General features: G+C 64.1%; 12 protein-coding genes. 2 read left to right on the top strand and 10 right to left on the bottom strand.

Features of this window, described 5'->3' with window-relative positions; genetic code table 11:
- Positions 1 to 12: 12 nt before the first annotated feature.
- From CYU59_RS13105 to CYU59_RS13085, 5 genes are all read right to left on the bottom strand, one after another.
- Positions 13 to 771, bottom strand: a complete 759-nt coding sequence (locus CYU59_RS13105) for a sensor domain-containing protein (protein WP_292990044.1) — start codon at positions 769 to 771, stop codon at positions 13 to 15.
- A 2-nt stretch (positions 772 to 773) separates the two neighbouring features.
- The gene (lepA, locus tag CYU59_RS13100; RefSeq protein ID WP_292990302.1) at positions 774 to 2,624 is read right to left on the bottom strand and encodes a translation elongation factor 4; all 1,851 of its coding nucleotides are present in this window, start codon (positions 2,622 to 2,624) and stop codon (positions 774 to 776) included.
- A 129-nt stretch (positions 2,625 to 2,753) separates the two neighbouring features.
- Positions 2,754 to 3,839, bottom strand: coding sequence for a hypothetical protein (locus CYU59_RS13095; protein ID WP_292990042.1), 1,086 nt, complete (start codon positions 3,837 to 3,839; stop codon positions 2,754 to 2,756).
- 315 nt (positions 3,840 to 4,154) lie between these two features.
- Positions 4,155 to 5,195, bottom strand: coding sequence for a hypothetical protein (locus CYU59_RS13090; RefSeq protein ID WP_292990040.1), 1,041 nt, complete (start codon positions 5,193 to 5,195; stop codon positions 4,155 to 4,157).
- 352 nt (positions 5,196 to 5,547) lie between these two features.
- Positions 5,548 to 7,257 carry a hypothetical protein gene (locus tag CYU59_RS13085; RefSeq protein WP_292990038.1) on the bottom strand — a complete coding sequence of 570 codons (1,710 nt, stop codon included), beginning with the start codon at positions 7,255 to 7,257 and terminating at the stop codon, positions 5,548 to 5,550.
- Between the two features lie 444 nt (positions 7,258 to 7,701).
- Between CYU59_RS13085 and CYU59_RS13080 the strand changes: the two genes are divergently transcribed.
- Positions 7,702 to 8,280, top strand: a complete 579-nt coding sequence (locus CYU59_RS13080; RefSeq protein ID WP_292990035.1) for a type II toxin-antitoxin system PemK/MazF family toxin — start codon at positions 7,702 to 7,704, stop codon at positions 8,278 to 8,280.
- A gap of 1 nt (position 8,281) precedes the next feature.
- On the opposite strand, the gene CYU59_RS13075 is transcribed toward CYU59_RS13080, so the two are convergent.
- From CYU59_RS13075 to CYU59_RS13060, 4 genes are all read right to left on the bottom strand, one after another.
- Entirely contained in the window at positions 8,282 to 8,710 is a 429-nt protein-coding gene (locus CYU59_RS13075; RefSeq protein ID WP_292990033.1) for a CBS domain-containing protein, read from the bottom strand.
- Between the two features lie 127 nt (positions 8,711 to 8,837).
- Entirely contained in the window at positions 8,838 to 9,677 is an 840-nt protein-coding gene (locus CYU59_RS13070; RefSeq protein ID WP_292990031.1) for a transglutaminase family protein, read from the bottom strand.
- The gene (locus CYU59_RS13065) at positions 9,677 to 10,657 is read right to left on the bottom strand and encodes an alpha-E domain-containing protein (protein WP_292990028.1); all 981 of its coding nucleotides are present in this window, start codon (positions 10,655 to 10,657) and stop codon (positions 9,677 to 9,679) included. Before CYU59_RS13065 ends, CYU59_RS13070 begins: the two co-directional genes overlap by 1 nt.
- On the bottom strand, positions 10,657 to 12,231 hold the full coding sequence (locus CYU59_RS13060; protein WP_292990299.1) for a circularly permuted type 2 ATP-grasp protein: 1,575 nt from the start codon (positions 12,229 to 12,231) through the stop codon (positions 10,657 to 10,659). Before CYU59_RS13060 ends, CYU59_RS13065 begins: the two co-directional genes overlap by 1 nt.
- Before the next feature lie 294 nt (positions 12,232 to 12,525).
- On the opposite strand from CYU59_RS13060, the gene rpsT reads away from it, so the two are divergent.
- Positions 12,526 to 12,792 (top strand): 30S ribosomal protein S20, encoded by a 267-nt coding sequence (gene rpsT / locus CYU59_RS13055; RefSeq protein ID WP_292990026.1) that lies wholly within the window; start codon positions 12,526 to 12,528, stop codon positions 12,790 to 12,792.
- A gap of 136 nt (positions 12,793 to 12,928) precedes the next feature.
- Here the strand turns inward: rpsT and holA are convergent, their stop codons facing one another.
- Entirely contained in the window at positions 12,929 to 13,891 is a 963-nt protein-coding gene (gene holA / locus CYU59_RS13050) for a DNA polymerase III subunit delta (RefSeq protein WP_292990024.1), read from the bottom strand.
- Positions 13,892 to 13,900 lie beyond the last annotated feature (9 nt).

Here is a 13,900-nt window from a genome sequence, read left to right as displayed (position 1 = left end):
AGCGTCGTCCGGTCAGCTCAGCTCGCTGACCTTCTCCATCATCGCGTGGGCGACATCGACCGCACTGGTGTCCGGCTTCGCCGATCCCGGATCCGAGGGCCGCCGCTCGCCGAAGAAAACGATCTCGACTTCGACGATGCAGTTCAGCCGGACGCCGACAGCACGCGCCTGCGGAGTAGGCGTCAGCGCCGGCATGTTGGGCAGCGTGGACGTCGCGGTATTGGTCACTGCGACAACGGAATCCAAGGTGTGCACGTCGCCGATCAGCGTCGTGGTGCTGATCGGCCCGGCTTCTTCGGTCGTCGTCTGACCTTTGCATCGCTGCCATTGCTCCGGGAACTTGGCGAACAACGCCTGCGCCTGTTCGGCATCGGGCAGCGCGACCACACCCTCCATCACGCTGATCACCTGGGCGGGGTCGCCGTTGTTCCACCACGACACCGAGGCCACGTCCTGGATGGCCGCGGAGTCGTACACGCTCTTCTGCAACATCGCCGTCACCCCCATGCAGCCGGCCGACTCCGGCGGCGCATCTCGCTGATCGAGCATGTCCGCGCCGCCGTATTTCGCGGGTTGACGGCCGACGAACGGCTGGCCGAGCATCCGCGACAGCACCTTGCCGTTGCGCAACACACGTTCGACGACCCTGCCGGACAACGGTTTTGGCTTCAGATTCGGCGCCGGCTTCGCCGTGCCGGCGATCACTGGCCCGCAGCCGACTGCGACAGCGACAATCACCGCACCTGTCGTCGCCAATCGGAGGCCGCGCATGGCTACTTCTTGTTACCTTTGTCGCCCGCGGCGTCCGTGGACAGCGCGGCGACGAACGCTTCCTGCGGCACCTCGACCCGGCCGATGGTCTTCATCCGCTTCTTGCCTTCCTTCTGCTTCTCCAGCAGTTTGCGCTTGCGGGTGATGTCACCGCCGTAGCATTTGGACAACACGTCCTTGCGGATGGCGCGAATATTCTCGCGGGCAATGATTTTGGATCCGATCGCTGCCTGCACCGGCACCTCGAACTGCTGGCGCGGGATGAGTTCCTTCAGCCGGACGGTCATCCTGTTGCCGTAGGCCGCGGCACCGTCCTTGTGCACGATCGCACTGAACGCGTCGACGGCCTCGCCCTGCAACAGGATGTCGACCTTGACCAGCGCCGCCTCCTGCTCACCCGACTCCTCGTAATCGAGGCTGGCGTAACCGCGGGTGCGTGATTTCAGCGAGTCGAAGAAGTCGAAGATGATCTCCCCCATCGGCATCGTGTAGCGCAGTTCGACGCGTTCGGGCGACAGGTAATCCATGCCACCGAGTTCACCGCGCCGGGATTGGCAGAGCTCCATGATGGTGCCGATGAATTCGCTGGGCGTGATGATGGTGGTCTTGGTGATGGGCTCGAAGACGGCACGGACCTTGCCTTCCGGCCAGTCCGACGGATTGGTGACGACGAGTTCGGAATTGTCTTCTTTGACAACGCGATACACGACGTTCGGCGATGTCGAGATGAGGTCGAGGTCGAACTCCCGTTCCAGACGCTCACGGGTGATCTCCATGTGCAGCAGTCCGAGGAAGCCGCAGCGGAAGCCGAAACCCAGCGCGACCGACGTCTCCGGCTCGTAGGTCAGCGCGGCGTCGTTGAGTTGCAGGCGCTCCAGAGCATCGCGCAGATCGGGGTAGTCGGACCCGTCGACGGGATACAAACCGGAGTACACCATCGGCCTGGGTTCGCGGTACCCGGTGAGCGGTTCGGTGGCACCGTGTTTCGCCGTTGTGACGGTGTCGCCGACCTTGGACTGGCGAACGTCTTTCACTCCGGTGATCAGATAGCCGACTTCGCCGACGCCGAGGCCGACGGAGGCCTTGGGCTCAGGCGAGACGATGCCGACTTCCAGCAGTTCGTGGGTGGAGCCGGTGGACATCATGGTGATCTTCTGGCGTGGAGTGATCTTGCCGTCGACGACACGGACGTAGGTGACCACACCCCGGTAGATGTCGTAGACGGAGTCGAAAATCATTGCGCGAGTCGGTGCGTCGGCGTCGCCGACCGGTGCCGGCACCTCGCGGACGACGTGGTCGAGCAGTTCGGCGACACCTTCACCGGTCTTTCCGGACACCCGCAGCACGTCGTCGGGTTCGCACCCGATGATGTGCGCGATCTCGGCGGCGTAGCGCTCCGGGTCGGCGGCCGGCAGGTCGATCTTGTTGAGCACAGGAATGATGTGCAGGTCGCGGTCCAGCGCCAGATACAGGTTGGCCAGCGTCTGCGCCTCGATGCCTTGGGCGGCGTCGACCAGCAGCACCGCACCCTCACAGGCCTCCAGCGCGCGGGACACCTCGTAGGTGAAGTCGACGTGGCCGGGGGTGTCGATCAGGTGCAGGACGTGTTCGACGCCGTCGACCTGCCAGGGCAGCCGGACGTTTTGCGCCTTAATGGTGATGCCGCGCTCGCGCTCGATGTCCATCCGGTCGAGGTATTGGGCGCGCATCGACCGCTCGTCGACGACGCCGGTGAGCTGCAGCATCCGGTCGGCCAGCGTGGACTTGCCATGGTCGATGTGGGCGATGATGCAGAAGTTCCGAATCTGCGCCGGCGCAGTGAACGTTTGGTCGGCGAAACTGCTGATGGGAATCTCCTGGTGAAGCCGGGGTGAGGCGCTATCAGCGTATCGAGCGAGAGGCGTCGCAGCACAATCGTGGTCCGGTGGCCCACAACGAAACCCCCGGAGTTGCCTCCGGGGGTTCGTTGTAGAGCGGACTTATTACATCGACGGCATGAGTGAACCGATGTCGAAGTATCCGGCCAGGTTGGCGAATCCATTGCTCAGGAAGTCCGAGATGGCACTGAAGACCGTGGCATCTTCGCCACCGATGGCGTCGAGGATGGAGCCCTCTGCCCCGAGCAGGAAGTCGCCGTAGTTGGCCTCGGGCACCAGGTCACCGCCACTGAGCAGCGCGTACAGCCCGACGTTGTAAGCGTCGAAGAACTGGGTGAGCGCACCGTTGAACACGTTGTAGCTTCCCGGGTCCGTCGAAAGCCCAGCATCGATCGGGTCGAGGCCGTAGACGAAGTAGGTGAACGGGGTGAGGTCTTCCACGTCGGCGCCGGCGACCGGCAGGAACTCTTCTGGCACCGTCGAGAAGCCTCCCGCGTCCAGAGTGATGGCGCTTGCAGGAACCCCGCTGAGCAGAGCGCCGGTGTCGAAGACCGAGTTCAGCGTGGAAATCTGCGAGCTCAGAACATCGCTGAAGTCGATGTCGCCGGCAGCCGCGCTGGCAGCGTCCGGGCCGTCCAAATCGATCTGGAAGTAGCCGGACAAGTTGCCGAGGCCGCGGTCGAAGAACCAGGCGGCAGGGTTGTCGGACGCCAGCGCCGCTGTGACGTTGTTCTCCGAGCCAAGGAAGATGTCGGTCGGCAGCTCGTCGCCGGGGTTGAAGAGGCCGTAGAGAGTCGCGTTGGACGCGTCGGCGAACTGAATCAGCGCACCGTTGAACACGTTGTAAGCGCCCGAGCCGGACGAAATGCCGGCGTCGATCGGGTCCACGCCGTACAGGAAGTATTCGAACGCGGTCACGTCCGCCGGGTCGGTTACGACCGGCGCGTAGGTTTCGATGCCCGCGGGCGTGAGGGCGAGGAAACCGCCGGGCCCAGCTTCGGCGTATGCGCTAGCAGGAACGCCGGTAAATGTGGCTCCGAGCGTGAAAATCGAGTTCAGCGAAGCGATCTGGCTGGCGTTGATCGCGTCGAAGTCGATGAGGTCGGTCGGCGCGGCGGATGCCAGCGGCGCGAATGCGATGGCGGCACCGGTAGCGAGACCGGCGACCGTCGAAATCTGGCGAACTTTCATTGTGTTCCCTCTCGGTCTACTGCCGGCGGTTCGGGCGTACCGCCGGAAGTTCCCCCCAACACAGGCTGCCGACGCCTGACCCCATTGTTGGAAACCTGAGAGGAACATAACAATATCCCCAGGTTTTTAAAAGGTTATTCACAGAAATTTATAAGGAACAAACCTGATGCCTATCGATCCCCGATTTCTCTCACCGCACACTCAAATTTTCTGCTGATCAGCTGCCGCGCGGCGTGCACCATGAAAACCGAGGTCCGACGGCCAAAACGAAACCCCCGGAGTTGCCTCCGGGGGTTCGTTGTTGAAAAGTTTTGGCTACCCAAGCGCCGCGGTTGTGGCCGCGGGGACGAAGTAACCGAGCAGGTCCTGGAAACCGAGGTTCAGGTACTCGCTGAACGCGGTACCCACGCCGTCACCCAGGAAATCGTGCGTCCCGAAGAGGAGGTCGGTCGGCAAGATGCCACCGTTGTTGACCAGCGCGTAGTCCGCGACGTTGAACGCGTTGTAGAACTCGGTGAGCGCCCCGTTGTAGACGTCGTAAGAACCGGGGTCCGTGCTCGGGCCAGCAGCTCCGAAAACAAGGTCGTTGAACGTGGTGTTCAGGTTTGCGGTCGGAATCGTGTCGAAGTTGATGTAGGTGCCCTGCGCCGAGTCGGTGTCCGGAATGATGAATTTGTAGACGTCGGCGAGCTGACCATCCTGTTCGAAGATGGTGTTGAGCTGGCCGATTTCGCTCGCAATCGCGGGGTGGATGTCGCCGACACTGGTGGCGTCAGGGGTGAAGAGCGCTTCGAACCCCTTGAGGTCGCCCAGACCGTAGTTGAGCAGGTACTGGTACGCCGAAGATGTGGTCTCCAGCGAAGGCGTACTCAGAACATGGGCAATCGCCGAGTTGTAGATGTAGTCATTGATGTTGGTGTCCAGTTGCCCGTTGTTGACCGCGGCGTAAGCCAGGACGTTGTAGGCGTTCTCGAACTGGGTCAGCGCACCGTTGAACTCGCTGAACGGGCCGCTGTTGCCAGAAATGCCCGCCACGATCGGGTTGGTCCCGTACAGGAACGTCTCGAGTGGCGTCACTTGGCCGAAGTTGGCCTCGCCGGGGAGCAGGTGCGGGGCCACGGTTGAGAGGTCGTCCGGCTTGATCTGATCGAAGACGCCGGCGCCACCTTTGATGATGTCCCCGGTGTTGCCGCTCAGCGCCGCGTAGGTCTCGAAAAGAGAGTTCTGGTAGGCGATCTCACTGTCGAGCGTGCTGGTGACTAGCGTCGGGTCTGGTGCCGCAGCTGCCAGGGGTGCGAATGCCAGCGCCGCTCCCGTCGCGAGACCGGCCGCGGCGGCGATTTTACGAGTTTGCATCATTGCTGCCTTTCGAAATATCCGCCGACGGTTTGGGCTGACCGCCGGAGGTCCCCCCCAACACAGGCTGCCGATGCCTGACCCCGCTGTTGGAAACCTGAGACGAAGATAACAATCTTGTATGCGTTTCAAAAGAGTTTCAGCTGAGAAATTTTTGGTTTTATAGGTGCTTCCCCAGCGTTCTTGATGTGTATGACCGGTGGGCCTCTCTCAGCTGGGGCCTCGTCGCCGCACCCCGGGCCTGCGAAAGGTCGCCTACGGGTCAACGACCTGCCAATGGCGCTACCAGCAGCGGCGCTGTCAGGCAAAACGAAACCCCCGGAGTTGCCTCCGGGGGCTCGTCGTGGGAGAGCTACTGAATCAATGCGGTCGGGTCGAACAGGCTGAACAGGTCAGCAGCAGCCGCGTGGCTGATGTCGAGGAAGCTCAGATTCGCCCCCAGGTAGCCGCCCAAGTCGCCCACCCCGAAGTTCCAGAAGTCTGAGAACGCGGTGGCAGCCGTGGCGCCCGCTCCAGTCACGAACTCGAGGTGGTTTCCGAACACGTCGGCGACAGGAATCAGGTCGCCCTTGTTCTCCGCGGCGTACAGGAACACGTTGTACGCGTCGTCGAACTTGGTCTCAGCGCCGTTGAAGACGTTGAACGGACCCGTGCCGTCTGTAGCGATGCCTGCCTTGATCGGGTCAACCCCGTAGGTCAGGTACTCCAGCGGGGTGACCTTCGAGGCGTCGGCCTCGCTGGTCAGCAAAGGCGCGTCCTTGGCCAGCAAGTCCGCCGATTTGAAGGTGTCGAACGTCCCGGCTGTGGTGGCGATGTTGAGGTCCTGATAGACGCCCGATAGCAACGCGTTGAACTCGAAGGTTGAGTTCTCGCCCGCGATTTCGGTGTTGACGAGCGATAAGAACGGGTCGGAGGCAGCCGGCGCCGCAGCCGCGGACAATGCGTCGGCAGCTGGCAACGAAGCCGAGTGAGCGTTACCGAACAGCGAGATGATGTCGTAGAGGTTGTTGCCGCCCGTGGCGCTCGCGTTGCCGTGGGTGAGCAGTACCTCGGCGAGGTCGCTGTTACCAGACGCCCCCGTCGTCGAGCCGGCGGTAGCGCTGTCGGCCGTGCTACCGAACGGGTCCGACACAAGGGCGATGTTGCCGTTGCCATCGTGCTCGACGGTGGTCGCGGTCGCCGCGACTCCGCCCGCGTGCCCGGTGCTGTTCGCGGGCCCGTAAATTGACGCGTAGTTGTAATTGCCGAAGGTTGCCGATACGCCGTGGTTGTCGAGCGTGTAGTTGGTGTCGGCGGTAGCGGAGTTGTAGTTGCCGAAGCCCGAGAACGCGCCTTCGTTGGTGCCGGTCTCAGTGCCGTTGGTGAAGGCGGAGTTGCCGGTGCCGCCGACCGCGGCGGAACCGTCACCGAAACCTTTGATGTCACCGGAGGTGTAGGCGGTGTTACCGCTGCCGGCGACGTGGTTGTAGCCGATCAGTCCGCTGTCACCCGCGAAGGCACCCGAGTTCCCGCCGTTGAGCGTCTCTGTGTCAGTGCCGCCGTTGCCGATGAACTGCGCGGTGTTGTTGGAGCTTGCGGTCAGAGCGTCGGTGTTGCCGATCAGGCTGCCGCCGCCGGCGTAGGCGCCATCTGGTGCGCCCGTGTAGGTCGAGGGGTCGGCGTTGTTGCCGATGTCGGTGGCCGAGTTGAAGTTGAATCCGGTGGCACCTTCGGTCTTCGATCCGGCGTCGGCCAGCGCGTAGGTGCCGATAGCCGATGCCGAGTTTCCGAACCCGCCTGCGGCGTAAGCGCTCGCATGGTCGCCGTAGGCGAGCGCGAAGCCGTACTGTCCAGAAACCGTCGTCGCGGTGGCATCGCCGCTCGATAGCAAGCTGATGCCGTCGAATGAGATGGCCAGGTTCAGCGCCGGGGTGTCGGCAGCAGGCAAGCCGGCCAGGATGCCGTCGATGCCGGGCCAGAAGCTACTTGCAGCGGTGGCGGTGTCCGCCGCACTGACTGGCGCGAACGCCATGGCCGCCCCGCAGGCAAAGCCTGCCGCTGCGGCGATTTTGCGGATGTACATCTGATGACCTTTCACGGGCGTTCCGACGCCTCGGGAGTAAGTCGCCGGAGGTCCCCCCAGCAACCTGGCTCAACACCACTCCGCTATGGAACCTGAGAAAAAGATAACAAACAGATGTGTGTCACAACAGAGTTCCACAGAAAAAATCTTTCAATAGTCTAGGTAGACGATGAAGTATTCGCACCAGCGTTAATTTAGCCGCCAAGCTGGGCCTATCACCGCTGGAAGGCGGCGGGGCACGGCCTCTTGAGGGTCGAGGACCGGGTGCGTATCGCGTCTAGGGTGGCGCGCTGCGGTCAACCCAACCTGAGAAACAAATTGTCGCTCGCTCAGTCTCAGCTATGTCACCAAGACGACCGCTCACGTAGGCGCGCGTGCTCACCTTGGCGGCCGGGCCGGTCTCTGCCAGCCCGTCGCGCCTCGCCCGCCCTTTAAACTGCGTAGATGCCGTCGCAATGGAGAACGTTTCAACGGCTAGCCGAGAATCTGGTGTTCAGCGACGCCCCGAAACTGGTCCGGCAGCTGCAGCAGTCACCCACCGTCCGTCGCAGCATCAGGCTCGGACTCGAGGTGCTCGCAGGCTCGGTGACCGAATCGCCGGCTGAGATCACCGCCGGCCGGCCGGTGACCAAAAAGAGTGCGCCCACTGCGCATCGGGCTCGCAAGATCGTCTACTCCCCCGACCTGGACGGCCGCGCCGACCCAGGCGAGGTCGTGTGGACATGGGTCACCTACGAGGAAGACCCGACCCGCGGTAAGGATCGCCCGGTGCTGGTCGTCGGACGCGATCACGCGACGCTGCTCGGCCTGATCATGTCGAGCCAGGAGCGGCACGCAACCGACCGATCCTGGGTGGGCATCGGCAGCGGCAGCTGGGACGGCGAAGGCAGGCCCAGCTGGGTTCGCCTAGACCGGGTGCTCGACGTGCCCGAGGAGAGCATCAGGCGCGAAGGGGCGATCGTCGAACGCCCGATTTTCGATCGGGTCGCCGCACGGTTGCGGCGCGACTACTCCTGGAGCTGAGCTAGCCCTGGGTGATGTAGGACTGCAGCTGCTCGTGCTCGCTTTCCAGCTCCTGCATACGCGTCTTGACCACGTCGCCGATGCTCACGATGCCGACCAGCTTGCCGTCTTCCAATACCGGCACGTGCCGCACCCGGTTCTCGGTCATCAGCAGCGTGAGGCTGTCGACGGTGTCCTCCTTGGTACATGTCGAGACGACGGCGGTCATGATGTTCTCCACCGCCCGCGACAGCACCGACGCCCCGTGATTGTGGAGCTGTCGCACCACGTCACGTTCGGAAACGATGCCCTTGACGCCGTCGGAGGCGGCCACCACCATGGCGCCGATGTTGTGCTCGGCGAGCCCTGCGAGCAGTTCCGCAACCGTGGCATCGGGGTTGATCGTCACTACCGCGCCGCCTTTGCCGCGCAACACATCTGCAATTCGCATCGAGCCTCCCGTCAGTGTGACCAGCTTCACACCCAGGCTACGGCGCGAACGGCCGACTCGTAAGTAACTAGCAAAGATCGGGTAAACAGCCGACTGACGCGCGCGCGGCGGGGACGTCAGCAGCGGGCTATGCCAATCGGGTGATCTCCACGACGACGTCGAGATCGGTGGCGCCCTGTCCGGAGTAGATGCCTTTCAGCGGCGACACGTCCGCGTAGTCACGTCCGGCACCGACGGTGATGTACTGCTCGTTGATCTCACTGTTGGTGGTCGGATCGTGATCCCACCAGCCGCCGGTCCAGGCCTGAATCCAGGCATGGCTCTGCCCATCGACCGTCTCCCCGATCACCGCGTCGACATCGGGATGGTAGTAGCCAGAGACGTAGCGTGCGGGAATTCTCATGCTGCGCAACAAAATCAGCGACAGGTGGACGAAGTCTTGGCAGACGCCCTTACCCTCGCGCAACGCGTCCAGCCCGGACGAATGCACACTCGTCGTGCCTTTCACGTAATCCAGTTCGCTGCGCACCCACTCCGATGCGGCAAGCACGGCATCGGCGGGCGAGTGCTCCTTGGCGATCTTCTTGCCCACGGCTGCAACGCGTTTGCTCGCCGGGGCGTGTTCGGTGGGCGTGAGGAACTCGTCGTAACGGTCCACGACGGTCTCGTGGCCGAGGTCCGACCAAGTGAGCTCCTCGGCCACCGGATCGGGCTTTTCAGTCTCGACCACCGACGCCGACGTCACCGTCAGTTCGGTGTGCGGCGCGTGCAGGTCGAACGCGGTGACCGCGGTGCCCCAGTAATCGACGTAGCGGTAGGACCTGGTCGCCGGAACGGTTTCGACCCGGTTGAGGACGACGTTCTGTCGCGAGTCCGATCTCGGGGTCAGACGGGCTTCGTTGTACGAAGCGGTCGCCGGAGACGGATACGCATAGCCGGTCGCGTGCAACACACGCTGACGCCACATCAGTTCTTCCCCTGCTTGGCCGGTGCGGGATCGCGGTAGCCGGCATCAGTCCAGGCAACCCACGGGACCGCGTGAAAGTACTGCACTGCCAACGCTTCTCCTACGTCGAAACAGGATTTCTGCAGCCCGGCCAGTCGCTTCTCGAGCGATTCGAGCAGCACACCGGGCCGGACGAATTCCAGTTCGCTGCGGGCTCGTCCCAGCAGTCGCTGTGCCTCGGAGATGGTGCCGACACTGTTGTAGGAGTCGCGCAACAACTCGTCGAGGTGATGCTCGGCCATCTTCAGCGAGTAGAAGATCGACCGCGGGAAACGCCGGTCGAGCAGAATGAACTCGACGACCCGATTGGCGTCCAGCACACCGCGATGAGTGCGCAGGTAGGTGTCGTGGGCGCCCGCGGATCGCAGCACGGTCACCCACGCCGGGGACGCCGCGCTGTCGCCGACTCGAGACAGCAACATGCGCACGGTCATGTCCACGCGCTCGATCGCCCGGCCGAGCATCAAGAAGCGGTAACCGTCGTCGCGAGACAGCGTCGAATCGGCCAGCCCCGCGAACATCGCCGCGCGGCCCTCGATGAACGACAAAAACTCATGCGGCCCAAGACGTTTGGCGGCACGCTCGCGTTCGCCCAGCGCATTGTAGGTGGTATTGAGGCACTCCCAGACCTCGGTCGAGGTCACCTCTCGGGCAGACCGGGCGTTCTCGCGCGCTGCCGAAATGGCGTCGACGATCGAGCTCCCACCACCGAGTGTGTTGCGCCGGAATGCGACCACGTCGGTCAGCGACCACAAGTTGAGTTCGTTGTCCGGCTCTTCAATTCCGAGCACCTGCAACAACACTCGTGAGGTGTGGTCAGGGTCGACGCTGGAGTCCTCCAGCAGCTGGTGCACAGTGACGTCGAGAATCCGTGCCGTTTGGTCGGCGCGTTCGACATAGCGACCGATCCAGTACAGCGCTTCCGCGTTGCGCGCGAGCATCAGCGAATCACCGCCTGCCGTTGTTGTTGCTGCTGGCCCGGTTGCGCTGCCGGACCGGCCTTCATCTGGGACTGCCGCTGACTCTGCTGAGTCGACGCCTTCTCCGTCTTGGCTTCGTCCTCGGCGGTGGCCGGGCTGGGTAGCGCCTTGACCACTTCGGCGGCCCCGAGTTCGCGGTCGGCCACCGAGGTGCGCGAGGCCAGCACCCAGGTGTCCTTGGACCCTCCGCCCTGGCTGGAGTTGACCACCCGGGACCCCTCGACCAGCGCCACCCGGGTCAGCCCACCGGGCAGCGCCCAGATCTCGTCGCCGTCGTTGACGATGAACGGGCGCAGGTCGACGTAGCGCGGCGTGAGGGTGTCGCCGATCTGGGTGGGGACCGTCGACAGCTGCATCATCGGCTGAGCGATCCAGCCACGCGGGTCGTCGCGGATGCTCTTGCTGATCGCGTTGAGTTCCTTGTTCGACGCTTCCGGGCCGAAGACGATGCCGTAGCCACCCGAGCCCTCGACGGGCTTGATCACCAATTCCGCAACCCGGTCGAGCACCTCCTCGCGCTCGTCGTCCAACCAGCACCGATAGGTGTCCACGTTCGCCAGTAGCGGCTTCTCGCCCAGGTAGTACTCGATGATCGTCGGGAGATACGTGTAGACGAGTTTGTCGTCACCCACCCCGTTGCCGACGGCGCTGGAGATCACGACGTTGCCGGCCCGTGCGGCGTTGAGCAGGCCCGCGACGCCCAGTACCGAGTCCGGCTTGAACTGCATCGGGTCCAGGTAGACGTCGTCGATACGCCGGTAGATGACGTCGACCTGCTGCTCACCCTCCGTGGTCCGCATGTAGACCTGATTGTCGCGACAGAACAGGTCGCGGCCTTCGACCAGTTCGACGCCCATCTGGCGGGCCAGCAGCGAGTGCTCGAAGTAGGCGGAGTTGTAGACACCCGGCGTGAGCACCACGACCGTCGGGTCCGCTTCGTTGGTGGCCGCGGAATTCCGCAACGCCCGAAGCAGGTGAGAGGCGTAGTCGTCGACGGCCCGGACCCGGTGGCTGGCAAAGAGGTTCGGGAAGACCCTCGCCATCGTGCGCCGGTTCTCCATCACATACGAGACCCCCGACGGCGAACGCAGGTTGTCCTCGAGCACCCGCCAGATGCCCTTCTCGTCTTTGATCAGGTCGATGCCGGCGACGTGGATCCGCACGCCGTTGGGCGGCATGATCCCGACGGCCTGACGGTGAAAATGCTCGCAGGAGGTGATCAGACGGCGCGGGATGACGCCGTCGCGCAGAATCTCCTGGTCGCCGTAGATGTCGTCGAGGTAGGCCTCGAGGGCTTTGACGCGCTGGACCAGGCCACGCTCGAGCTTGGACCACTCGGCGGCGGAGATGACGCGGGGCACTTGGTCGAGCGGGAACGGGCGCTCCTGACCGGACAACGAGAACGTGATGCCCTGGTCGACGAACGCCCGGCTCAGCGCTTCGGCGCGGTCGTCGAGATCGTCGGCGCTGGAGGGCGCCAGCTCTTTGTAGATGCCCTTGTAGGGGCCGCGGACGTTGCCGTGCCCGTCGAACATCTCGTCGAAGGCTTCGGAGTAGCCGTTGACGGCGTTATAGCCATCGAAAATTTGCTCGAATGTCTGCGACTGCTGCTGCGACTTACTCTGCTGCTGCCGCTTGGTCTCTGCGGAAACGGGTCGGTTGGCCACGCTGCCATGCTGCATCAGATCGTCACACTCCGCAGGGCCAGGTTCTTGACTTTGGGAGAAAGCATCCGGGACTGATACCCTGAGCAGTCGCCGCCTAAGCGTCAGTACGCTCCGGCAGACCCGTGACAGAACCAGCCGCTGATATTTGAAGAGGAATTACGCGTGGCCAACATCAAGTCGCAGCAGAAGCGCAACCGCACCAACGAGCGCGCACGCCTGCGCAACAAGTCGGTGAAGTCGTCGCTTCGCACGGCTGTCCGCGCATTCCGCGAGGCCGCCGAGGCCGGCGAGAAGGACAAGGCAGCCGAGCTGTTGGTGTCGACGAACCGCAAGCTGGACAAGGCTGCCAGCAAGGGCGTCATCCACAAGAACCAGGCGGCCAACAAGAAGTCGGCACTGGCCCACGCACTGAACAAGCTCGCGCAGTAGACCTTCGGGCCGTCAGGCCCGCATCGTCAATCGCGCCGCCCGAACCGCCGTCTCCTCCTCGGGCCGTCCCGGCCCGCATCGTCAATCGCGCCGCCCGAACCGCCGTCTCCTCCTCGGGCCGTCCCGGCCCGCATCGTCAATCGGCGACCAGCTCCGCGACTTTCCGCACTGCGGCTTCCAACGCGTAATCCGCATCCGCCGCTGCCCCTTTGACGTCGGCGTTCAGCGCCGCCACCAGCCGCATCGCGTCCGCCACCTGATCGCGGGACCAGCGCCGCGCCTGCTTCTGCGCCTTCTGCACTCGCCAAGGCGGCATCCCCAGCTCCGACGCCAGCCGATAGGGATCGCCAGACAGCGACCCGACCCGGCCGATGCTGTGCACGGCTTCGGCGAGCGCATCGGCGAGCACCACGTGCGGCTCGCCGCGCAGCATCGCCCAGCGCAGCGACTCGACCGCGCCCTCGACATCGCCCATCACCGCCTTGTCGGCGATGTCGAACCCTTTCACCTCGGCCTTGCCGTGGTGATAGCGCCGCACCGCGGCCACGTCGACGTTGCCACCCGTGTCGGCGACCAATTGTGAACACGCCGAAGCCAATTCGCGCACATCGGAGCCGACCGCGTCGAGCAGGGCAGTGAGCGTGTCGTCGTCGACCTTGACTTTGAGCGCGCGAAATTCTCTACGGACGAAGTCGAATCGCTCGCCGGCCTTGGTGATTCGCGCGCAGGGGTGGGTTTCTGCACCTAGCTTCTGCAGCTGACCGACCAACGCCTTGGCGCGGCCGCCGCCGGAATGCACGACGACCAGTTCGGTGCCCGCCGGCACATCGGCGGCAGCCTTGGCGATCAATTCCGCGGCGTCTTTGCCGGCCTCGCCGGCGGACTCCAGCACGACGACGCGCTCGTCGGCGAACAGCGACGGGCTCAGCAGCTCGGCGAGTTCGTAGACGCCGACATCCCCGGCCCGCACCCGGTCGACCGGCACATCGTCGGTGCCGGCACGCTTGCGCGCGGTTCGCAGCACCGCCGCGACCGCCCGCTCGACCAGCAGCGCCTCATCTCCCAGGACGAGATGCACCGCCGACCCCTGCTGGCTCACCGGTTGATC

Source organism: Mycobacterium sp. (assembly GCF_002863225.1).
Lineage (GTDB): Bacteria > Actinomycetota > Actinomycetes > Mycobacteriales > Mycobacteriaceae > Mycobacterium.
The sequence above is the reverse complement of the archived record's forward strand: the minus strand, read 5'-3'. Positions and strand labels throughout refer to the sequence as shown.

Coding starts and splice junctions, on each gene's coding strand:
- CYU59_RS13080 (WP_292990035.1), top strand. CDS start 7,702: ATGCCGTCGCAATGGAGAACGTTTCAACGGCTAGCCGAGAATCTGGTG.
- CYU59_RS13095 (WP_292990042.1), bottom strand. CDS start 3,839: ATGAAAGTTCGCCAGATTTCGACGGTCGCCGGTCTCGCTACCGGTGCC.
- CYU59_RS13065 (WP_292990028.1), bottom strand. CDS start 10,657: ATGCTCGCGCGCAACGCGGAAGCGCTGTACTGGATCGGTCGCTATGTC.
- CYU59_RS13090 (WP_292990040.1), bottom strand. CDS start 5,195: ATGCAAACTCGTAAAATCGCCGCCGCGGCCGGTCTCGCGACGGGAGCG.
- CYU59_RS13085 (WP_292990038.1), bottom strand. CDS start 7,257: ATGTACATCCGCAAAATCGCCGCAGCGGCAGGCTTTGCCTGCGGGGCG.
- CYU59_RS13060 (WP_292990299.1), bottom strand. CDS start 12,231: ATGTTCGACGGGCACGGCAACGTCCGCGGCCCCTACAAGGGCATCTAC.
- CYU59_RS13075 (WP_292990033.1), bottom strand. CDS start 8,710: ATGCGAATTGCAGATGTGTTGCGCGGCAAAGGCGGCGCGGTAGTGACG.
- CYU59_RS13105 (WP_292990044.1), bottom strand. CDS start 771: ATGCGCGGCCTCCGATTGGCGACGACAGGTGCGGTGATTGTCGCTGTC.
- CYU59_RS13070 (WP_292990031.1), bottom strand. CDS start 9,677: ATGTGGCGTCAGCGTGTGTTGCACGCGACCGGCTATGCGTATCCGTCT.